The 21,006-nt window shown below is 39.2% G+C and carries 20 protein-coding genes; 5 read left to right on the top strand and 15 right to left on the bottom strand.

Going from position 1 to position 21,006, the window contains the following annotated elements:
• Positions 1-86: 86 nt before the first annotated feature.
• The 8 genes from IEE83_RS25680 to IEE83_RS25715 all read right to left on the bottom strand — a co-directional run bounded on the left by IEE83_RS25680 (position 87) and on the right by IEE83_RS25715 (position 10,166).
• The gene (locus tag IEE83_RS25680) at positions 87-1,751 is read right to left on the bottom strand and encodes a hypothetical protein (protein ID WP_228102078.1); all 1,665 of its coding nucleotides are present in this window, start codon (positions 1,749-1,751) and stop codon (positions 87-89) included.
• Between the two features lie 247 nt (positions 1,752-1,998).
• Positions 1,999-2,655 carry an OmpH/Skp family outer membrane protein gene (locus tag IEE83_RS25685; RefSeq protein WP_194123639.1) on the bottom strand — a complete coding sequence of 219 codons (657 nt, stop codon included), beginning with the start codon at positions 2,653-2,655 and terminating at the stop codon, positions 1,999-2,001.
• 10 nt (positions 2,656-2,665) lie between these two features.
• Positions 2,666-3,286, bottom strand: a complete 621-nt coding sequence (locus IEE83_RS25690) for an OmpH/Skp family outer membrane protein (protein ID WP_194123640.1) — start codon at positions 3,284-3,286, stop codon at positions 2,666-2,668.
• A gap of 51 nt (positions 3,287-3,337) precedes the next feature.
• Entirely contained in the window at positions 3,338-5,929 is a 2,592-nt protein-coding gene (bamA, locus tag IEE83_RS25695; protein WP_194123641.1) for an outer membrane protein assembly factor BamA, read from the bottom strand.
• Between the two features lie 6 nt (positions 5,930-5,935).
• The gene (uppS, locus tag IEE83_RS25700) at positions 5,936-6,688 is read right to left on the bottom strand and encodes an undecaprenyl pyrophosphate synthase (RefSeq protein ID WP_194123642.1); all 753 of its coding nucleotides are present in this window, start codon (positions 6,686-6,688) and stop codon (positions 5,936-5,938) included.
• Positions 6,689-7,012: 324 nt separating this feature from the next.
• Positions 7,013-7,795 (bottom strand): LytR/AlgR family response regulator transcription factor, encoded by a 783-nt coding sequence (locus IEE83_RS25705; RefSeq protein WP_194123643.1) that lies wholly within the window; start codon positions 7,793-7,795, stop codon positions 7,013-7,015.
• A gap of 73 nt (positions 7,796-7,868) precedes the next feature.
• On the bottom strand, positions 7,869-9,305 hold the full coding sequence (locus IEE83_RS25710) for a histidine kinase (RefSeq protein ID WP_194123644.1): 1,437 nt from the start codon (positions 9,303-9,305) through the stop codon (positions 7,869-7,871).
• Between the two features lie 225 nt (positions 9,306-9,530).
• Positions 9,531-10,166 carry a 3-keto-disaccharide hydrolase gene (locus tag IEE83_RS25715; RefSeq protein ID WP_194123645.1) on the bottom strand — a complete coding sequence of 212 codons (636 nt, stop codon included), beginning with the start codon at positions 10,164-10,166 and terminating at the stop codon, positions 9,531-9,533.
• Positions 10,167-10,261: 95 nt separating this feature from the next.
• Between IEE83_RS25715 and IEE83_RS25720 the strand changes: the two genes are divergently transcribed.
• The gene (locus tag IEE83_RS25720) at positions 10,262-10,792 is read left to right on the top strand and encodes a fasciclin domain-containing protein (RefSeq protein ID WP_194123646.1); all 531 of its coding nucleotides are present in this window, start codon (positions 10,262-10,264) and stop codon (positions 10,790-10,792) included.
• 54 nt (positions 10,793-10,846) lie between these two features.
• Here IEE83_RS25720 and IEE83_RS25725 read toward each other — a convergent pair whose 3' ends face one another.
• Positions 10,847-11,266, bottom strand: a complete 420-nt coding sequence (locus tag IEE83_RS25725) for a nucleoside-diphosphate kinase (RefSeq protein WP_194123647.1) — start codon at positions 11,264-11,266, stop codon at positions 10,847-10,849.
• 202 nt (positions 11,267-11,468) lie between these two features.
• Here IEE83_RS25725 and IEE83_RS25730 point away from each other — a divergent pair, with 202 nt between their 5' ends.
• The 4 genes from IEE83_RS25730 (at position 11,469) to IEE83_RS25745 (ending at position 15,112) form a co-directional block, all read left to right on the top strand.
• The gene (locus IEE83_RS25730) at positions 11,469-12,503 is read left to right on the top strand and encodes a DHH family phosphoesterase (protein WP_194123648.1); all 1,035 of its coding nucleotides are present in this window, start codon (positions 11,469-11,471) and stop codon (positions 12,501-12,503) included.
• A 57-nt stretch (positions 12,504-12,560) separates the two neighbouring features.
• The gene (locus tag IEE83_RS25735; protein ID WP_194123649.1) at positions 12,561-13,466 is read left to right on the top strand and encodes an FKBP-type peptidyl-prolyl cis-trans isomerase; all 906 of its coding nucleotides are present in this window, start codon (positions 12,561-12,563) and stop codon (positions 13,464-13,466) included.
• Between the two features lie 96 nt (positions 13,467-13,562).
• Entirely contained in the window at positions 13,563-14,147 is a 585-nt protein-coding gene (gene rdgB, locus IEE83_RS25740; protein ID WP_194123650.1) for an RdgB/HAM1 family non-canonical purine NTP pyrophosphatase, read from the top strand.
• A 74-nt stretch (positions 14,148-14,221) separates the two neighbouring features.
• Positions 14,222-15,112 (top strand): polyphosphate kinase 2 family protein, encoded by an 891-nt coding sequence (locus IEE83_RS25745; RefSeq protein WP_194123651.1) that lies wholly within the window; start codon positions 14,222-14,224, stop codon positions 15,110-15,112.
• An 82-nt stretch (positions 15,113-15,194) separates the two neighbouring features.
• On the opposite strand, the gene IEE83_RS25750 is transcribed toward IEE83_RS25745, so the two are convergent.
• The 6 genes from IEE83_RS25750 to eno all read right to left on the bottom strand — a co-directional run bounded on the left by IEE83_RS25750 (position 15,195) and on the right by eno (position 20,964).
• Positions 15,195-16,145, bottom strand: a complete 951-nt coding sequence (locus tag IEE83_RS25750; protein ID WP_194123652.1) for a DUF8428 domain-containing protein — start codon at positions 16,143-16,145, stop codon at positions 15,195-15,197.
• Between the two features lie 302 nt (positions 16,146-16,447).
• Positions 16,448-17,059 (bottom strand): hypothetical protein, encoded by a 612-nt coding sequence (locus IEE83_RS25755; RefSeq protein ID WP_194123653.1) that lies wholly within the window; start codon positions 17,057-17,059, stop codon positions 16,448-16,450.
• Positions 17,060-17,156: 97 nt separating this feature from the next.
• The gene (gene gpmI, locus IEE83_RS25760; RefSeq protein WP_194123654.1) at positions 17,157-18,689 is read right to left on the bottom strand and encodes a 2,3-bisphosphoglycerate-independent phosphoglycerate mutase; all 1,533 of its coding nucleotides are present in this window, start codon (positions 18,687-18,689) and stop codon (positions 17,157-17,159) included.
• Positions 18,690-18,749: 60 nt separating this feature from the next.
• Positions 18,750-19,268: a low molecular weight protein-tyrosine-phosphatase gene (locus IEE83_RS25765; protein ID WP_194123655.1), complete on the bottom strand. Its 519-nt coding sequence runs from the start codon at positions 19,266-19,268 to the stop codon at positions 18,750-18,752.
• 45 nt (positions 19,269-19,313) lie between these two features.
• Complete coding sequence (locus tag IEE83_RS25770) at positions 19,314-19,613, bottom strand: FtsB family cell division protein (protein ID WP_228102079.1); 300 nt, start codon at positions 19,611-19,613, stop codon at positions 19,314-19,316.
• Positions 19,614-19,692: 79 nt separating this feature from the next.
• Positions 19,693-20,964: a phosphopyruvate hydratase gene (eno, locus tag IEE83_RS25775; protein ID WP_194123657.1), complete on the bottom strand. Its 1,272-nt coding sequence runs from the start codon at positions 20,962-20,964 to the stop codon at positions 19,693-19,695.
• Positions 20,965-21,006 lie beyond the last annotated feature (42 nt).

A 21,006-nucleotide genomic window follows, 5' to 3' on the forward strand; every position in this document is an offset into this window, starting at 1 on the left:
AAGATCTTTTATTTATAAATCAAAGAACTCTTTTTGGTCAGCCCCGTTTTCCTGTTATGATATTTTTGTTTGGAAAAGCTTTATCTCTATTGCTCATCTTTTTCCAAAGGCATAAAATCTTTGAATGTCTTTTTCAATGCAGCATCTATCTTTTTATCGTCATAGCCGCTCGCTTTTTTGTTTTCCCAATTTGCATCCAGTTCCAGTGCAACTAATCCGCTCAGGTTCATTAATGACTTAAATTCGTCCAGCTTGCGAACAAAGTCAGGAGAGCGGCGTGCAGATTTCTGCGCGTATTCCCGGGCAAAAACATCTCCCTTATTTTGAAGTTCGTTTTTCTTCTGCATAACGTAATTAAAACGATCGAGCAAACTGTTGGTAGATTTACCAATAACTTCTGTTGCTTCCAATGTTCCCAAAGTCGCAACGGTTGTCCCACCAAGCGTTGTAATATATCCTCTCGTATCCTGATTTGTTTTGGCAATAACAGGTGCCAGACCCGTTGTTGCACCCAAAGATGCATTAATCAGCGAACGACTTCTTTTCCCTTTTTTTGCTCTGCCGTATGATCTTTTAAGTTCTCCCTCCTTCTCCTTCATTTGTTCAAGCAAACTCCATGCATTGATCAAACCACCGCGGTAAAGGCCATAAACGTACGCATCTCTTTCACTTTCATTTACCGTATTTTCAATAATAAAACGCAGTGTTCTTTCCTTTTTATTTTGCGCCTTATCCAAGACGTAAAACGTAATATTAAAAGCCAGCGAATCAAACGGATCTCTTACAAAGTCATATCCCGGCTCCCAGATAAATTCATAACTCGTCGGAGCATTTTTTACCAATGCAGATTCAGGAACATTTTTATTTTCCGATACAAAACCAAAAGTGGTTATATCATCATCTCCATTCGGATCTGATAAGGTAAATTTCAGGTTGATCCGGTTATTTTCTTTACTTTTTATAACCTGATTTTGAGGAATAACTTTAAAGTCAGGTTCCAGATCCATCTGTGTTACTTCCAGTTTCAGGCGACCTTTTGTCCTTACTTTTGAAGGCTGATCTTCAACAAAAAAATCAATATATCTTGGTCCTTTTTTCAGTAAATTAAACTGTGTTGTCGACGGATCCCAAACAATTTCTCCTGCCGCACTCATTTTCATTCCTTCCGGCATACCTTCCAAAACCGGAATAAAAACCAAAGGATCGCCGTCGTTATCCCGAACAGAATTCATATCAATCTGGTATGTATTCTGGGTTTTGTACTGAACATAAAAAGGTTTTAGTTCATCAACTTCCGGCGCCCTGTTAACATGAACAATTTTAAAAGCAATCTGCTGAGACACTGTTTCACCGGCCTGGTTAGTGGCTTCAAAAACAATTGGCCACAACTTTACCGTATTAATACGGTCCGCAATATCATAATTTGGAGTCCAGACAAAATGACCCAGAGAATCAAACTTCATATCCCGTCTGAATCCGCTGGCAATGTTATATCTCACAGAATCACTCTTCCCACCTCTTACCTGCAAATGAAAATCTATTTCCTTTCCTTCATATAATGTATTCCAATCAGACTCTTTTGGGAAGATCAATTGCATAGCACCGTTACCACCACCATGGGTATTGTCCTGCGCCAAAACAGGTTCAGACCAAATTACGGTTAACGCGAGTATGAGAAAGTAAAAGATATTTTTTAAAACCATAATTTCAGAAATATAATTTTTTAATGAGCTTAGGGATGCAACTTCCATAACGCAAATTTAACAAATCCCGTATGCTTAACGTTCTGAATCGTTCTGTTTTTTTAGAAGCTGTAAATTCAGGAATTCGCTTGCAGAGCATTTTGTACTTTTTGAATAAGGCCGAATTTATAGCATACTTATAATCCGGGCCAAACAGAATAAAAATGGAAACCCCGCTAAAATAAATACCGGAGAACAACCTGCTAAAGGCTATTCTCCGGTATTTATATTTTAATAATTTATTAAAAACTCCGGATTACTTCTTCTTTGGAGTCGCCGCTGGAGCCGTTGTTGCTGGCTTGGTTGCTGCTGGTGTTGCAGCTGTTCCAGGCTTAGCAGCAGCTGGTGCTGCTGCTTCAATTTTATCAGGATCTACACCCAATTTTCTTAAGATAAGATTTGTTGCATTGTTTTCTTCAGAAGCTGCGAACAAAATAATAGGCGTTGTTCCTTGTCCTGCATCCATATTAAGGATGTAAAGGAAACCGCTTTCTTTACCAACTTCCTGAATTGCGTTGTTCACCTTTGTAAGGATTGGTTCAAGCAATTGTTGTTGTTTCGCCTGTAAAGACTGTTGTGCATTAGTTTGCATTTCAGTGATACGAGTTTGCAGATTCTGCAATTCTTTTTCCTTATCAGCACGGATTACGTCAGTCATCTGAGCACCGTTTTTCTGATAAGCTTCATACTTTTCCTGAGCCTCTTTATAAGTTTCTCCCAACGCCTTGTCAAGCTGCGCTTTGGTAACTTCAATTTGGTTTTGCATTAGCTTACTCTCAGGCAATTTGCTGATGACGTAATCTACATTGGTATATCCAATTTTTGTAAGACCGCCAGCAGGAGTTGTTTGTGCCAAGAGAGGGGTACTAAGCATGGCCATCGCGACCAAAAGCACTATCAATTTTTGTTTCATTGTTTTGTTACTATTTAAGTTTACTGTTTGTACTTTTTTGTTTAGGGGAGCTCTCCTTTGGCGCTACCGTCGATTTTTCTTTTGCTGTCTCCTCTTTTGCTGTCACTTTTGAAGACTGGCCATCTATACCCAGCTCTTCCATAATATAATCCGAATAATCATGTTTCGGATTTGAATAAATTATCCCTACATCACTTGACTTATCAAACATAAAATCAAGTCTTTTCTGGATACATACTTTGGAAACTGCTCTTTGCACTTTTTCCATTGCCGGCTTCATAAGTTCTTTTTTCTTTTGGAAAAGCAAACCCTCCATGCCAAATATTTTACTATTGTATTCCCGGGCTTCCTGCTCTTTCTCTTTTATTTCCGTTTGTCTCTTTCTTTTAAGATCATCCGTTAATAAAACTTCCTCAGCCATGTAAGCTCGCTGCATCCTTCCCACATCAGCAAATTTATCCGAGATTTCCTTCGCCCATTTTTCGGAAAATTTTTTCATTTCCGTTTGTGCCAATTGATATTCGGGCATTTTACTGGTTATGAATTCCATATCGGCATAGCCAAATTTCTGGGCCATTCCTTTTCCGATTGAAATAAAGGACAAAACTAGCAAAATAATAATCTTCTTCATGCCTGGCCCGCTAATAATTTAAACTGTTTTAACGAAAAGCAAACTATTATATTATCTGATCTGCTGACCGATAGTAAAGTGGAATTGTGCACCACTTCTCTTTGTCTGTCCCTGGATACTGTCAAATCCGTAACCCCAGTCGATACCCAAAAGACCGAACGCTGGCATAAAGATACGTGCACCAACACCCGCAGAACGTTTCAGATCAAAAGGGTTAAATTCTTTGTAATTTCCCCAGTTGTTACCCGCTTCGGCAAAACCCAGGATAAAGATTGTTGCCTGTGGATTAAGCGATACCGGATAACGAAGTTCGGATACAAATTTGTTATATACAACCCCACCCCCTGATGCCGGGTAACCTGTTGCTGTCAAAGGACCAACTTTCTGATCTTCATAACCACGCAAACCGATAATATCCTGATCAGCCAGCGAGAATGAACCCTGACCCGCTAAACCAGATCCACCGACAATAAACCGGCCGAATTTACTGAAGTCAAGTTTATTGCCATACCTACCCAGATAACCCATGTGCGTACGGGCACTGATTACAAGCTTACCTGTAATGGTAGCGTAGTAAGTCGCATCGAACATCCATTTGTTATATTCTACCCAACGATATGTATCACTGATATCCTTATAACCATTCTTGCGAATTAAAGAATACGGCGGAGTCAGCGTCATACTCAATGAAATATTGGAACCACTTCTCGGGAACTGGAAATCACTCAAAGTATTTCTGGAAATCGTTGTGTTGAACGAAATGTTGTTTGAAACCCCTTTGCTGTAACCAATCCGGAAAATATCCAAACTATCCAGACGATAACGTTGATAAGAGATCGAATGCGTTAACACAAGGTTACGATCCGGCTCTCTCAAACGACGGCCAAGTGAAACGGTAATACCGCTGTTATAATATCCGCCTCGGTAGCTAAGACTTCCTGAACCAGCTGTTGAATAAATAGAATTATAATTTGCTACACGGTAAACTGTGTGCTGCAAAGAAACACCAAAGTTGATCGGTTTTTTTCCACCTAACCAAGGTTCACTGAATGAAAGCGAATAGGTTTGATATTGCTTACCATTAGCCTGGAAACGAAGCGACAATTTCTGTCCGTCACCTGATGGAAGTGGTCTCCATGTTTCTCTGTTTGGAATATTGCGCAGTGAGAAGTTGTTAAATACAAGACCCAAAGTTCCTACAAAACCAATGTATCCGCCCCAGCCACCTGAAAGTTCGATCTGGTCAGATGGTTTTTCTTCCACGTTCCATTCGATATCCACCGTTCCGTCCTGAGGATTTGGAATCGGGTTTGGAACAATTTTCTCAGGGTTGAAATAACCCATTTGAGATAATTGACGTTGTGTGTTGATAATTTCAGTTTTACTGAATTTCTGTCCCGGCAAGGTAAAAAGTTCACGCAATACTACGCGGTCACTTGTTTTAGTATTACCATTCAGAATAATACGGTTAATTGTCGCCTGCTTTCCTTCATACATACGAAGTTCCACATCAATCGAATCACCTTCAACCGCTTTTTCAGTAGGTTCAATACGGAAATAAAGATAACCGTCGTCCATATAAATGGAGCTGATATCATTTCCTGGAATACCGTTGATTTTCTTATCAAGTTCTTCCGGATTGTAAACATCACCCTTGGAAATACCCAGTTTTTCGCCCAGTGCTTTTGACGGATATAAATAGTTACCAGTCCAGGTAATATTACGGTAAAAGTATTTTTTACCCTCATCAATCTTCATTTTGATACTAATCGTTTCACCGTTGTTTGTGATGGTATCGAAATCGATTGTAGCATCACGGTAACCATTCTTACGATAGAAAGCGATCAGCTTTTCTTTATCCTCGTCGTATTTTTTAGGAATATATTTTGAAGGGTTGAACAAACGGCCAATGCGTTTCTGCTTGGTACCTTTCATTTTATGTTTCAGCGTACGATCGCTGATATCCTCATTTCCTTCAATATCAATTTTCTCGATTTTTACTTTACTTCCTTTTGTAATGGTAAAGTTCAAAGTCGCCTGTCCACGCGTAGAATCCGGGATTTGCAGAACCTTAACTTTCGTATTGTAAAAACCTTTATCCAGATAATATTTCTTGATTACAAGCTGTGTATTTTTAATAACAGTCGGCGTGATTACGCGTCCTTTGATCAACTTCACTTTATCATTCAGCGTTTCCCTTTCACCCTTACGAATACCAGAAAACGAGACCTTATAAAGCCTCGGTCGCTCCTTTATATGAATGTTAAGCCAGATTTTTTCACCTTCCACTTTGGTAGCGGCAATTTCTACATCGTCCAGTGTACCAAAATCCATCATTCTTTTAATGGAGGAAGGAATAGCAGGACCCGGAACGCGGATTTTGTCACCAGGCTTTAATCCTGAAATAGAAACCATAGAATTAGGATCCAGAAATTGTGTTCCTGAAACCGTCACTTCTGCGATTGTATATTCTTTTGGGTTGGCAGGGTCAATTCCCAGATTGGCAGTCGGTGCTGCGGGCTTTGCATTGCTTCCTAATCCTATTTTTTGCGCCTCAGCCGAAAAACACCAGCATAACAAAACTCCTGTTAGTGCCCAATTACTTTGTACGAATGATTTAATAAAGTTTCTCACCAGGTTCATATAATTCTACTTAGCTCCATTCGCTTTAACTTGTTCACCGGTTTTACCAAAACGACGTTCCGTTTTCTGGTAAGCCAAAATTGCCTCATACAGATGTTCCTTTCGGAAATCAGGCCAAAAAAGGTCTTTATAAAAATACAGCTCCGCATAAGCGAGCTGCCATAGCAAAAAATTACTGATCCGGTGATCACCACCTGTACGCAACATCAGATCCACCTCAGGACGATCTTGTGTGGAAAGATTTTTGTTCAACAAAGTTTCGTTGATTTCTTCCGGCTTTAAAATTCCGTTTTGCACATCGGTTGCAAGCTTTCTGGCAGCTTGCAGAATATCCCATTTTCCACTGTAACCCAATGCAAGTATAAGATTGAGCCCTGTATTTTCACGAGTGATTTCGATTGCTTCCGCAAGCTGGTTCTGGCAGCTTGAAGGAAGGCTTTCCGTGTCACCGATGGTATCCAGCCGCACATTATTTTTCAACATGGTAGGAATTTCATTGCGGATGGACTGGACTAACAACTCCATTAAAGCACGTACTTCAAACTGTGGGCGAGCCCAGTTTTCGGTTGAAAACGCGTAAAGCGTCAGATAGGAAATACCAAGTTCTGCACAACCCTCGGTCACCTCTCTCACTGCTTTAATCGCATTACGATGGCCGAATACACGTGCCGCTCCCTGGTTCTGTGCCCACCGCCCGTTACCGTCCATGATAACGGCAATGTGCTTTGGCAGATTGCCCGAATCAATGAGTTCTTTCATTATAGCTGAACTCTTTTAACCTTTTTTAACAAAAACAAACGAACCATTATACGCCGATCTTATAAATTCTATTTGATGTTTTTTTTAAATCTGACGCACAAAGCATACCATCTGTTCCCATTTGTGTACGCAGTTTGTCACCCAATTGTGTCGAAGAATAATAAATTTCAACAACAATAATTTGAGTTCTTAGTATAAAGATACTGATAAACAGCACATTAAACCAAAGACACAGTCGTCCGATTTTAACAAGGGCGCAATTTAGGAATAAGTATGGCGTCTTCAAAATCAATATTTTGAACAAGACGCCAGGAAGCAAGGTGATTAATTATCAAGAAGATGACGGATGACTTCGGTATAAGTGCTTCCGCTTTGCAGCTGAGAGACTTTCCGGTCGCGCATAACGACCATATATTTGCCGTTAAAATGCTTTTGAATTTCCTTGATATGGTGAGAGTTCACAATGCCGGCCCTGCTGATGCGCAGATAATGTCCTGGTAATTTTTCTTCAAGCGATGTCAGTGTATAATTAAGAAGATATTTTTGTCCGTCCAGCGTGTTCAGGAAAACATACTTTTCCTCTGCTTCGAAATGAGTAATTTCCGTTAAAGGAATTAAAAGAATGCGGTCGCCGGATTTAACAGATAAAGAAAATATTTCCTTTTTAGGCTTCATTTCTTCCAGCAATCGAAGCAAATTATCTGAATATGGATTTCTGCTGTCGCCCGTTTTAAACCCGGCATTCAGGATATTACGGATCTTATCTATCGTTTTCAGCAGACGGTCATTCTCCACTGGTTTTAATAAATAATCAACGGAATTCTCTTCAAATGCCCTGATTGCATATTGGTCATAAGCTGTGGAAAACACAACCAGAGGCATTTTTGTAAGTTTGGCAAGCATTTCAAAACCATTCAGGAGCGGCATTTCTATATCCAGAAAAATGACCTCCGGATTATGCCTGTCAATTTCTACCAAACCTTCGGCTCCGTTTTTGGCCTCCGCAACGATGATAAAAATTTCCGGATGTTTTTCCAGTAATCTTTTTAATCGGCTTAATGCAAGCGGCTCGTCATCAATCAATATGGTTTTTAAAGGAAATGTCATTTCAAATTATTTTTTTGTGACGAAAAATCTGCTGAATTAATAATTATTTTATCTCAGTGGATAAGTCTGGAAATTATTGTGTCTTCTCTTCACTTGCTTCAATTGCTGATTTGCGAATGGAAATATTTACGGATTTAACCGGATCATTATGCAGTTCAAGCGAAGCATCTTCACCATATAATAATTTTAGTTTATCCTGAATACTCCTGATCCCGTAACCGGCTCCCATCGTGTCCGAAAAAAGCGGTCCGTTGTCATGGACGCAAAGATTAAGCCATCCGTTTTCTTCATAAATTTTTACGATGATTTTTCCCTGGTCAGCCAGTTTTGAAATTCCGTGTTTGATAGCATTTTCTACAATAGGTTGAAGAATAAACTTTGGAACCTGAAGATTATTTAATTCCTGGTTGGTTACTTCTACGCCAAATTGCAAACGATCTCCAAATCTGACTTTTTCAACCTGAAGATAGGTTTGTACCATTTCCAGTTCATTTTTAATACTGTCAAAATAATCATTATTCTTCCGGCCGGTTGTATATCTGAAAAGTTTGGACAATAATAACGTCATTTCCTCAGCCTTATCCGGATCCTCATGCACGAGACTTGCAATGCTATTTAATGCATTATATAAAAAGTGAGGATTGATACGCGCCTGTAAGGCATCCAGTTCAGCTCTGGTTTTTAGTTTTTCCAGATTAAGAAGCTGATATTCCTGTTCTGAAATTTTTCGCGATAATTGCCGTCCCTGGCGGTTCAGATAGTAGAAAACATTTGCTATTACCAACGGTCCGATGGCATACCAATACCAAGCCCCACTTTGTCTTATCTGCTCTGGTGATTGCGCCACCATAGCCCTGAATATTTTTTGACCAAAACCATAATACATTCCTGTATTTATAGAAAAGAAAACGATACAAACCGCAATGCTAAGCACAAGATGTCTTAAAAATAAATTCTTAATCATCGAGTCAAGCCAAACTGCCATATTCTGGGCAGTCAGCACAATCAGAACTCCGCAAATTACATTCTGCGCAATGAGATACTGATTTAACTTAACCTGAACAGGATTGGAAGTATATAAGATTTCCAGCGTAAAATAAATAATAGCACTGGCTCCATAAAGCATCAGCGCCCCGATGATAACCGCAACCAAAGTCCCGACCCAGCTTTGACTCTGGATCAACCCGATTAATTTAAAATCCTGCCACTTAAAAGATTTTCCCTGGGATGAAAAACTGAAATTCGCACCTTCGATCTTCGCGCCGGTCATGTCAGCATCCGTAAGACTGCTGAAACTCAAATCCGCATTGGTAAGATCTGCATTTCTAAAAGTTGCGTTTTCAAGGGAAGCGAAACGTATTTTGGCACCACGAAGATTGGAGCCGTCAAAATTTATTCCTTCCAGACTTGAAAAGCTAAAATCCGCACCTTCCAGATTCATATTGCTAAAATCTCTTCCTTCCAGGGAAGTTCCATTCATGCGGAGCGGTTTCTTTTTGGTTTCTTCCATCAGTGATTAATATGATAAAATCTTCATTTTAACGAATGGGCTTCCATCTTATAATTTATTAAAGCATATAAAATAAAAAACCTCATGGCTAACAGACTGTGTTTTGATAACACAAAGCTATTAGCCATGAGGCCGTTTTCTTATCAATTTCCGACGAACTGCGGATTAATGCAGCATGAACTTTGAAACTACGGAAGTGAAAATAAAATCAGTTTTTTGATATTCTTACAATTCTTCAAGAACGATATCTTTCCAGCGTACTTTAATTCCGCCGCCTGAGTGAATTTGTAGCGCAATTGATCCGTCGCCGGCGCCAATTTTTGCATCTTCAAAATCAACCATGTCGTGACCGTTCAACCAGGTTTGTACTTTTGGGCCATTTACACGGATACGTAAAGTATTCCATTCTCCCATTTTAAGAAATCCTTCTTTTTCATCAGGAATTTTTTGTAACCATTCACGGCCGTAAGATTCATAAATCCCACCGGTATCATGGTTTGGCGGCGCAACTTCTACCTGCCAGCCCGAAACTTTGGTGCCTTGCACAGTAGATCTGAAAAATACGCCGCTGTTTCCGTTTGCTTCCTGTTTGAATTTAAGCGTCAGATCAAAATTTTTGTAAAACTTGTCCGTTGTTAAATAGCCATATTCTTTATCCGGGCCGCTTTCGCAGATTAACTCGCCTTTTTCAGCATACCATTTTTCGGTACCGTTGATTTTCCAGCCTGTTAAATCTTTACCGTTAAAAAGTTTTACGGTTTTCTTTTTCGGGGCATTTACATCGTCCTTAGTTGCCAAAAAAGCAGAACTTGTAAATAAAATCACTGCACACATTGCAGCCAGAAATTTAAACTTTAACATCTTGTTTTTGGGATTAGGATTAAAAAAAATTAGTTTTAAAATTCACCAAACTACTATTTACATTAGTTTTACAAAAATTAAACTGATCCGAAGCTATGAAAAAAATTAACTTTATAAGTCGTTACGCAGCATTTTTTTTGATTGTTACATTAATTACTGGTATAGTAACATCCTGTACAGAAAAAGATAGCGACATTGTAAAGCCCAAAACGATTACTGATGTAATTCTTCAAAATAGTGAGTTTTCAACTTTAAGAGAAATTATTTTAGGTCTTGATATGGCAGATGCTTTGAGAACAGAAAACCTGACGCTTTTCGCACCTAATAATTCGGCATTCATTGCATCCGGCATTACGAGTGCGGCGATAAACTCAATGAATAAAGATTCTGCCAGAGCTTTTGTTTACAGACATTTGCTTGGCACCAGATACGAATACGCATCGCTTCCTCTGGGTGTGAATAAAGGTTTGGATAAACGCTACACGATCACGATAACAAAAAGTACAACTTCAGACTCTACCGTATATCTTAATAATGATAAGAGTATCATCATTATTACAAAAAATGTTAATGCTGATAACGGAGTAATTCAGGTTGTGAGCAGAACATTGGCAAAAATTAAATAAAAAAAAACGGACTCACATCGTATGATGTGGGTCCGTTTTTTTCCAAGTTTTCTTTTAGAACTGCTCAGTATGAGCAAAGAAGAAACTTCCTTCAATAGCAGCATTTTCGTCTGAATCAGAACCATGGATTGCGTTTGCTTCAATTGATTTTGCAAACAATTTACGAATCGTTCCATCTTCTGCATTTGCAGGATTTGTCGCACCAATTAAAGTACGGAAATCTGCCACAGCATTTTCTTTTTCAAGAATAATCGGAACAATTGGTCCTGATGACATGTAAGCACATAAGTCGTTGTAAAAAGGACGTTCTTTGTGTACCGCATAAAATTCACCCGCACGTTCCGGAGTTAATTGTGTTTTCTTCAAAGCTACAACACGGAATCCGGCAGCCTCAATCATTTTAATAATAGCACCTGAATTTCCGTCTAATACGGCATCAGGCTTAATCATCGTGAAGGTCTTATTGGTTGACATACAGTTTGCTAAAATTTATTTTGCTGTAAAACTACAATTTTCATTTTATATAGCCATCAAATCTGCCCGGAACCTCATTTTCCCGGAAAAACATTAACTCCTGAATAAGCCTTTCGTAGTCAACATTAAACAAATCCCAACAGTTTTGTTAATTTTGTCATCAAATTGCCGGGTCCAAATTTCCTTTTTGAATTAAACAACTGTGAATCAAACCGTTGAAGAGCTAGTAGCTTTTCTATCTACTCCTCAAAAAATCATCATCACGATGCATAGAGATCCCGACGCTGATGCGCTGGGCTCTTCGCTTGGATGGGCAAGTTATTTATCCAGGAAAGGACATGCCGTAACTGTAATCAGTCCAACGGATTATGCAGCAAATTTACGCTGGCTTCCCGGAATGAGCGAGGTTTTGGTTTATGAAAAATCTGGTGAACAGGGGAAGTGCAGAAGAAAAATTGACGAGGCTACGTTAATCTGCTGTCTGGATTTCTCTGCGTTATCCCGTTTAAAGGATCTGGGAAAGGTTGTTCTGAATGCAAATGCCCCTAAATTGCTGATTGATCATCACTTGGAGCCTGAGCACTTTGCAAAATGGATGGTCTGGGATACCTCAGCTGCCGCAACAGCTCAGCTGGTTTATGCGTTAATAAAGGAAATGGAAGGAGACGTCCCGACAACGGATATTTTTGATATTCCTATGGCAGAAAACCTCTATGCCGGAATAATGACGGATACCGGTTCTTTCAAATTTGGAAATGTAACGCCGGCCGTGCATCTGGCGATTGCTGATCTGATGCTGACAGGATTTGATACGAGCAGGGTTCACAGGCTGATTTATGATAATTCACCTTTATCCCGTTTACAGTTTCTGGGGTATGTTTTATCTCAAAAGCTAATTGTTTTGCCCGAATATCGTACTGCTTATATGGTACTTACTGATGCAGAACTTGCCCGTTTTAATTCAAGTCCCGGTGAAACGGAAGGTATCGTTAATTACGGTTTACAGGTCGAAAATGTCGTCATGTCAGCATTGTTCATTGAGCGTAAAGGAGAAATTAAAATTTCTTTCCGTTCTGTGGGTGACTTTTCCGTTCGTGAGGTATCGAGTACTTATTTTAATGGGGGCGGACATAAAAATGCGTCAGGAGGCAGAACTGAGCTTTCTATCAATGATACTGTTGATCTGTTTTTGTCTATTCTTCCAAAATATAAAGAAGAATTACTGAAAGTTGATTAGTAACAAGAACCAAATATTATAACATTCACATAAATATTTTCTAATTAATACAATCCAATGAATCTTAAAACAATCGGTTATGTACTAGGCATAACTCTTCTCGCCACAGCCTGCGACAAGTATAAGACAAAAGTTACTGAAAGTGGCCTGAAGTATCAGATTTTCGAGCACGACGAGGCTGCCCGGAAAGCAAAACTTGGTGATATCATGTCATTTCACCTGGTTCTTAAAAACGGGGCTGATTCGACGCTGCGTGATACTTATAAAGATAAAACTCCTGTTAAACTGGTTCTTCAGGCTCCTCCTTTCAAAGGAAGTTTTGAAGAAGGTTTGGCGATGCTTGCAGCTGGTGACAGCGCGAAATTTTTCATTAATGCAGATACACTTTTTGCAAAAATGATGCAGCCATTGCCTCCAATGATCAAAAAAGGATCAGAAATCACTTTCACTGTTAAAGTTCTTAGCGTTCTTACTTCGGAAGAATTCCAGAAACAACAGTCAGAAGCAGGTGTAAAACAAAAAGCGATTGACGAAAAAGTTATTCAGGAATATCTTGCAAAAAATAACCTGACTGCAAAAGCACAGCATACAGCTTCTGGTCTTTACTATGTGGATGATGTAGTAGGAACTGGTGAAACGCCAACTCAGGGTGACAATGTGAAAGTTCACTATACTGGTAAACTTTTAGATGGTAAAGTATTTGACAGTTCTAAAAACGCAGGAAAACCTATCGACTTCCAGGTTGGTGTTGGTATGGTTATTCCAGGGTGGGAAGAAGGAATTATGCTGATGAAAAAAGGCGGCAAACGTACTTTGATCATTCCATCAGGCCTGGCTTACGGTGTAGACGGATCACCAGGTGCAATTCCGGGTAACTCAGTATTGCTGTTTGATGTTGAATTGATCGACTTTACAAAAGGCGCAAAACCAGGAGCCGCTCCTGCACCTGCTCCAACGAAATAATTAAGGTAGGATAGAAAATAATAGACGGCCGCTTCTTCTGAAGTGGCCGTTTTTCGTTAAACTGCATTTCCAAATTATACTTATCTGAATTTACTAATGAAACTTTGTTTTGCTACCAATAATCAACATAAACTTGAAGAAGTACAGGCATTGCTCGGCGATTCTTTTACGCTGACTACCCTAAAAGAAATTGGCTGCGAAGAAGAGATTCCTGAGACACACGACACTATTCCGGAAAACTCGCATGAGAAAGCAGAATTTGTGTGGACCCATTATGGTGTCAATTGTTTCGCGGATGACTCAGGACTGGAAATTGATGCATTGAATGGCGAGCCTGGAGTGCATTCTGCCTATTACGCTGGTCCGCAAAGAAGTGCCGATGACAATATGGATCTGGTGTTGGAGAAAATGGCTGGCAAGGATAATTTCAATGCACGGTTTGTGGCAGTGATAACTTTGGTTCTTGATGGTAAGTATTACCAGTTTGATGGCGAAATTAAAGGGAAAATTGTCATGGAAAAACGTGGAACTTATGGATTTGGCTATAATCCGATTTTCGTTCCGGAAGGTCATGACAAGACATTCGCAGAAATGAGTATGGACGAAAAGGGCGAACTAAGTCATCGTGCACGCGCATTTGCCAAACTTGAACAATTTCTTAAAAATCATAAAAACGAATAAGCTTAATCTGCTTTCGTTTTGATATCAATTAAAAAGAGAAAACATATTCATCCAATTAACTAAATCCCATTAATATGTCGCAATTCAAGTCCAGCGCATTTCGCGTAGATGGTACAGAGAAATTTGATATTAATAAAGCACCTACAAGCTTTAAAGATATTTATGACGATAAAGAAGAATACGCATCCATGCTTGCAGATTTTGTCCAAGAAATGGATCAACTGCAAAGTAAAATGTATGCGCATAACCGATATGGCCTGCTGATTATTTTTCAGGCTATGGATGCTGCAGGGAAAGATGGCACAATCAAACACGTGCTGGCAGGTGTAAATCCGGTGGGCGTTAAAATTCACTCATTTAAACGTCCGTCAGAAACTGAGTTAAGCCATGATTTTTTATGGCGGACAAATCAGGTGCTGCCAAACCGCGGTACTATTACAATTTTCAACCGTAGTTATTACGAAGAAGTATTGGTTGTAAAAGTGGATCCGGAAATATTAACGACTTCACAACGATTGCCAACCGAACTGACGGAAGATGTAGACAAGCTTTTTGACCAACGCTATTCTGATATTAAAAACCTCGAAAAATATCTTTATCGGAATGGAATTCGCGTAATCAAGTTTTTCCTTAATGTATCAAAAAAAGAACAGGCCGACCGCCTGATCGAACGCATTGAAGATCCTAATAAAAACTGGAAATTTGAAGAGCAGGATGTGAAAGTTCGTGATCAGTGGGATGAATATATGAAAGCTTATCAGGATGCTATCAATGAAACGGCTACAAAAAAATCTCCTTGGTTTGTAGTGCCTGCGGATGACAAAAAGAATATGCGATTGATTGTCGGCAGTATTATTATTGAAGAGTTAAAGAAAATGGATATGTCGTATCCGGAAGTTAGCCCGGCCAGAGCTGAGGAACTTCAACGTTTTATACAGATTATCAGAAATCAGACTGAGGCTTAATAATTCAATTTACATATCACAAAAACGGAGCCGGACATTAAGCCCGGCTCCGTTTTTTATTCGCAAAACACTGTCAGAGTTATTACTTGATCGTGAAATTTGTTCCACCGATTTTATAACCTTCTGAATAAAGTTCAACAGCATACTTTCCTGGACGAAGCTGAGCGTTATCGTATAACATTTCAACTTTCTGATTGTTGTTTTGATAAGCTACTGACTCACGGGCAGTGAATTTTGATGGTGAACCATCAACTTCAAACTCTCCTGAACCAGTTGCATCGTCCGCTACAACAGCTCCTTGCGGATCAAGAACACGAAGATAAATATCTTTTGATTCTTGTGCTGTCAAAGCATTTTCCGGCAGGTTGAAAACTAGTTTTAGTTTGTCAACACGTTTTGCTTTGTACTCCTCTTTGTCTTTTGTTTTTCCTCTTGAATTAACTGTCAGAACTTTAAGATTCTGAGCTTTAAGAGCAGCTGCCTGACTTACCTTTGCAGAAAGCTCTTTGTTAGCAGCGGTGAATGTTACAACTGAATCAGTAAGTTCAGTCTGACGTTTCACCAATCTCTCACGCTCGCTTGTCAAGTTCCCTACATGTGTGCTCAATGAATCATTTGAAGCTACTAAGTGCTCATTTTCAAGTTTAAGCTGAGCGATAACCTCATCTTTTTCAGCCAGGAATTTTTCGTATTCTTTAATTTTAGCAAGATACTTTCCTGTTTCAACTTTGTTGCTTCTTCTGAATGCTGCTTTATCAGCTTCCAGTTGTGTTTTCATTTTTGTCAGTTCAGAAACATCTCCGCCTAACTTTTCGATTTCGGTAATTTTTGTATCAAGAACTGTTGAGATAGAATCAAGTTTTGTTTTGGTAAGTGCCAACTCTCTGGCCTTTTCTACTACCATTGATTCCTGCTGTGTCAATTCACTTTTCTGTGTTGTGAAAAGATAGCCAAACATGGCTGTTGCTAGACCTAGGACAACTACCATTGCCCACGCTATTGTTTGCTTGTTTTTTTGTTCTGGCTGCTGCATTGATACTAATTTAGGTTATGTAATGTTTGATTTATTTAGATTTAGTTAAACTTCTGAATCTATTTTAACCAATATCATTCCCCAACCATAACAGCAATCAAAATTCTAAAATAAAGGAGTTTTATTTTTTCTCATCTCAAACAAAAAACATCGATTCCGTTAAAATTAAGCGTATTTTAAATAAATTGATTTGATTTAACTTATTTCCTGCCAGAAAAAATCTCCGTTATTTATTGCCAAAAATCCTGAGTATACCACACACAAAATAGGGCAAAATAGGACAAAATGTTTCAACTCAAACTTCAATGATGCATCCGTGCGGTGACATCAAATGACTTTTTGTCCATTGTAGCAAGCTTCTGAAAACCTCTAATAGTATATTCATTTAATTGCCACTGATTGTTATTAACCGAACCGTGTAATTCAATGTTTTTTTCTGACTGATATAATTTATTTTCCGAGCGCAGCAATGCCTGGATTACTATTGGATCACCAGAAGTCTTATCGATTTTTATCTTCAAATAACGAACTGGTAAACTTTCCTCTGTTTTGAGTTCATACAAAACCGTCACAGAATCCGGCTTGGTAATAGAATAACTTTTGCTATACGCAGGTTTGTTAATATCAGCCTGAATAAATAATTCCAACTCCTTTTTCCAGTCAACATCATTGGAAGTTCGCGTTTCATTTTTACCTGATACGCTCATAGTTTTTGTCACTTCCGGTTTCTCTTTATTAAGAACAGTAATCTGAGATTCAATAAATCCTTTCAGATCATAATAAGTCATCACCCTACTCTTCCTTTCCTGTGCAGAATCACAACTGCTCAGAAGAAGAAAAATGCCTGCGAATAAATATACTATTGATTTAAAAAAAGGAAATCGGGAAGAAGAAGTCGATACTTTATTATTCATATTCGTGAAGAAGCAAAATCTAATCATTACGCAAAAAAAATCAGAGAGCCTGAAACAGACTCTCTGACAAAAATAACACCTTTTATTCTGGTATAGTTTAAAGAATACTGTTTCCGGTCATTTCTTCCGGTTTTGCGATTCCCATCAAATCAAGAATCGTTGGTGCCATATCGGCAAGTTTACCGTCTTTGATCGGTTTTTGATAATCGTTATCAACCAAAATACAAGGTACCAGATTAAGCGAATGCGCTGTATTAGGCGAACCATCGTCATTGGACATATAATCAGAATTACCATGATCGGCAATAATGATTGAAGAATATCCGTGTTCCAGACCAGTTGTTACAACTGCCTGCACACATTGATCAACCGTTTCACAAGCTTTTACAGCTGCCTCAAAAACACCGGTGTGACCCACCATATCTGCATTGGCAAAATTTAGACAAACGAAATCTACCTCTTCTTTTATTAATTCAGGAACAATAAGATCGCGCAATCCGAATGCAGACATTTCCGGCTGCAAATCATAAGTCGCCACTTTTGGGGAAGGACTTAACAAACGGCTTTCACCTTCAAACGGTTTTTCACGACCGCCGGAGAAGAAGAAAGTAACGTGTGGATATTTTTCAGTTTCAGCAATACGGATTTGTTTTTTACCCGCAGCTTCCAAAACTTCTCCCAAAGTATTGTTCAGATTATCTTTATCAAAAATGACAGAAACACCTTTGAAAGTATCGTCATAATTTGTCATAGTGATATAACGCAGGTTCAGCTTGTGCATATTCTGCTCATGGAAATCCTGTTGTGTAAGCGCTTCTGTAATTTCACGGCCACGGTCTGTACGGAAATTGAAACAAACAACGACGTCATTTTCTTCAATAACAGCAACCGGCGAACCGTCTTCTTTTACCGCAATGATCGGCTGAATAAATTCATCGGAAACACCCGCTTCGTAAGATTCTTCGATAGCAGCCAAAATTCCGTCAGCTTTCACATGTTTTCCTTCACCTAAAACCATCGCGTCATAGGCAAGTTTCACACGCTCCCAGCGTTTGTCGCGGTCCATTGCGTAATAACGTCCGGTAACGCTGGCAATCTGGCCAGTCGTTGCAGCCATTGTTTCCTGCAATTCAGTAAGAAATCCTAAACCACTTTTTGGATCCGTATCGCGGCCATCAGTAAAAGCATGCACAAATACATTGCTCAAACCTTTATCAGCAGCAATTTTACAAAGACCTTTTACATGATCGATATGTGAATGCACCCCACCATCAGAAACCAATCCGATGAAATGCACTTTTTTATTATTCTCTTTTGCGAAATTAAAGGCGTCAGCCAAAACAGGTTCGTCCGCAAGACTTCCGGAAGAAACGGCAAGATTTATTTTTACAAGATCCTGATAAACGACACGGCCAGCACCCAGGTTGGTATGTCCAACTTCGGAATTACCCATTTGTCCGTCAGGCAAACCTACTGCAAGTCCGCTTGCTTCCAGTTTGCTATGAGGATATTTTTCTAAAATACTGTCATAAAAAGGAGTTTTCGCTGCAATGACCGCAGAACGGTTTTCCTCTCCGGCTTTGGCAATTCCCCAGCCGTCCATGATGATAAGAATTACTTTTTTTCCCAATGTCGTACTTGTTTAAAATTCCTGCTTTTATATTAATTAACTGACATCAGATTACCAGAACTAAATTTCCTGATAACTTTTCTCTTTTGTCAGTCCGTGTTTTTCTATCAAAAAATTTAAAAAAGCGTTCCCGCTTCGTTCAACAATTTCATAAACGTCGTCAAAAGCTGAAAGCTCTTCGTAGTAAGGATCCGGAACAATAACAGCCTCTCCTCTTTCAGGATCGAACATTCTGTATAAATATAACTGATCTTCGGGCAAATAAAATCCATGGGCACGGAAGCTTTCCTTTCGAATGTTTTCGAAATTCGACTGGTCCATGGCTACGATGTAATTGAAATTGATGAAATCCTCGAAAGAAAGTTGTCTTGCCTGGTGTGTCAGTGTAATGTCATGAGATAAAGCTACTTTTCTCATGCGCTTATCAGGTAGGCTGCCAATATGATAAGCTCCTGTGCCGGCAGAATCACATTGAATGATATGGTCTAATCCCTTTTTTTTAACAAGTGCTTTAAAAACGCCTTCTGCAATAGGAGACCGGCAAATATTCCCTAAACAAATAAAAAGTACGTTGATCAAGGTATAGGAGTAATATGAGTTAAATTTTCGAAGAATGATTAAGGCTTATTCTTCCTTTTTACTTTCAATAGGCTGATTATTTTCGTCAACAATGACATAAACATCTTCATTCGGTTTGCGCATCAGGTATTTTTCGCGTGCCCATTTTTCCAGCATTTTAGGCGTACCAAATACTTCGTTGCGCTCCTTTTTAACCTGTTTGATTTTGTCTTCAAGAATGCTTTTTTCCTTTTCAAGCTCCTTCATTTTCATCCGGTTAGACATAACAACTTTAATATTGTTGTTGTCTAAAAACAAAATCCAGACAAGCCATACCACAAATGTTGCAGTATAGAATTTACGCATGTGGGGTAAAAGACTTTTGAAATCGATCATGCCGGGAAAGAGAAAACCGGAGCCTAAGCTCCGGTTTTGCCATATTAAATTAGAATTTCAATCCTGGGAAGTAAGCGCTTTCTCCCAATTCTTCTTCAATACGAAGAAGTTGGTTGTATTTCGCCATACGGTCAGAACGTGAAGCAGAACCAGTTTTGATCTGTCCTGTGTTCAACGCCACTGCAAGGTCAGCAATTGTTGCATCCTCAGTTTCACCTGAACGGTGAGACATAATTGTTTTGTAGCTGTTTCTTTTCGCAAGATTTACAGTATCGATTGTTTCAGTCAATGAACCGATTTGGTTAACTTTTACCAAAACAGCGTTAGCGATCTGAGATTCGATTCCTTGTTGTAAACGAGTTACGTTTGTTACGAACAAATCGTCTCCTACTAATTGACATTTAGAACCGATTGACTCAGTAAGTGTTTTCCAACCTGCCCAGTCATCTTCGTCCATACCATCTTCGATAGAGATAATTGGATATTTAGCAACCCACTGAGTCCAGTAGTCAGCCATTTCAGGAGAAGTCAATTTACGTCCGTCTGATTTTTTGAAGTGGTAGAAACCATCTTCGTAGAATTCAGAAACAGCAGCATCCATAGCGATGAAAATATCTTCACCTGGTTTGTAACCTGCTTTTTCGATCGCCTGAATAACGATTTCAATCGCTTCTTCATTTGATTTGATGTTTGGAGCAAATCCACCTTCGTCACCAACGTTAGTAGAATATCCTTTGCTTTTCAATACAGTTTTCAAAGTGTGGAACACTTCAACACCCATACGAAGAGACTCAGAGAAAGTATCAGCTTTCGCAGGAAGGATCATAAATTCCTGGAAATCGATTGAGTTATCTGCATGGCTACCACCATTCAAAATGTTCATCATCGGAACAGGAAGTGTATTTGCATTAACACCACCGATGTAACGGTACAAAGGAAGACCAGCTTCCTGAGCAGCAGCTTTGGCAACTGCCAAAGAAACACCAAGGATCGCGTTAGCACCTAGCTTGCTTTTGTTTGGCGTACCATCCAATTCAAGCATTATTTTATCAATCAGGTTTTGTTCGAAAACAGAAGCGCCGATCAATTCAGGGAAAATGATATCATTAACATTTTCAACAGCTTTCAAAACTCCTTTTCCAACGTAAACGCTCTTGTCGTCATCGCGAAGTTCTACTGCTTCGTGTTTACCGGTTGATGCTCCTGAAGGAACCGCAGCGCGTCCTAAATAACCATTTTCGGTACGAATATCTACTTCTACTGTAGGGTTTCCTCTTGAATCCAGAATTTGTCTTGCATGTACTGACTGAATCGTACTCATTTGCAGCTTTGGGTTTGATTTGAAATGGATATATTAACGGTA

This window comes from Dyadobacter subterraneus (assembly GCF_015221875.1).
Classification (GTDB): domain Bacteria; phylum Bacteroidota; class Bacteroidia; order Cytophagales; family Spirosomataceae; genus Dyadobacter; species Dyadobacter subterraneus.

What these genes read in the sequence shown, in the direction of transcription:
- IEE83_RS25680 (WP_228102078.1), bottom strand. Translation starts at nt 1,751, where the DNA reads ATGGAAGTTGCATCCCTAAGCTCATTAAAAAATTATATTTCTGAAATT.
- IEE83_RS25685 (WP_194123639.1), bottom strand. Translation starts at nt 2,655, where the DNA reads ATGAAACAAAAATTGATAGTGCTTTTGGTCGCGATGGCCATGCTTAGT.
- IEE83_RS25690 (WP_194123640.1), bottom strand. Translation starts at nt 3,286, where the DNA reads ATGAAGAAGATTATTATTTTGCTAGTTTTGTCCTTTATTTCAATCGGA.
- bamA (WP_194123641.1), bottom strand. Translation starts at nt 5,929, where the DNA reads ATGAACCTGGTGAGAAACTTTATTAAATCATTCGTACAAAGTAATTGG.
- uppS (WP_194123642.1), bottom strand. Translation starts at nt 6,688, where the DNA reads ATGAAAGAACTCATTGATTCGGGCAATCTGCCAAAGCACATTGCCGTT.
- IEE83_RS25705 (WP_194123643.1), bottom strand. Translation starts at nt 7,795, where the DNA reads ATGACATTTCCTTTAAAAACCATATTGATTGATGACGAGCCGCTTGCA.
- IEE83_RS25710 (WP_194123644.1), bottom strand. Translation starts at nt 9,305, where the DNA reads ATGGAAGAAACCAAAAAGAAACCGCTCCGCATGAATGGAACTTCCCTG.
- IEE83_RS25715 (WP_194123645.1), bottom strand. Translation starts at nt 10,166, where the DNA reads ATGTTAAAGTTTAAATTTCTGGCTGCAATGTGTGCAGTGATTTTATTT.
- IEE83_RS25720 (WP_194123646.1), top strand. Translation starts at nt 10,262, where the DNA reads ATGAAAAAAATTAACTTTATAAGTCGTTACGCAGCATTTTTTTTGATT.
- IEE83_RS25725 (WP_194123647.1), bottom strand. Translation starts at nt 11,266, where the DNA reads ATGTCAACCAATAAGACCTTCACGATGATTAAGCCTGATGCCGTATTA.
- IEE83_RS25735 (WP_194123649.1), top strand. Translation starts at nt 12,561, where the DNA reads ATGAATCTTAAAACAATCGGTTATGTACTAGGCATAACTCTTCTCGCC.
- rdgB (WP_194123650.1), top strand. Translation starts at nt 13,563, where the DNA reads ATGAAACTTTGTTTTGCTACCAATAATCAACATAAACTTGAAGAAGTA.
- IEE83_RS25745 (WP_194123651.1), top strand. Translation starts at nt 14,222, where the DNA reads ATGTCGCAATTCAAGTCCAGCGCATTTCGCGTAGATGGTACAGAGAAA.
- IEE83_RS25750 (WP_194123652.1), bottom strand. Translation starts at nt 16,145, where the DNA reads ATGCAGCAGCCAGAACAAAAAAACAAGCAAACAATAGCGTGGGCAATG.
- IEE83_RS25755 (WP_194123653.1), bottom strand. Translation starts at nt 17,059, where the DNA reads ATGAATAATAAAGTATCGACTTCTTCTTCCCGATTTCCTTTTTTTAAA.
- IEE83_RS25770 (WP_228102079.1), bottom strand. Translation starts at nt 19,613, where the DNA reads ATGCGTAAATTCTATACTGCAACATTTGTGGTATGGCTTGTCTGGATT.
- eno (WP_194123657.1), bottom strand. Translation starts at nt 20,964, where the DNA reads ATGAGTACGATTCAGTCAGTACATGCAAGACAAATTCTGGATTCAAGA.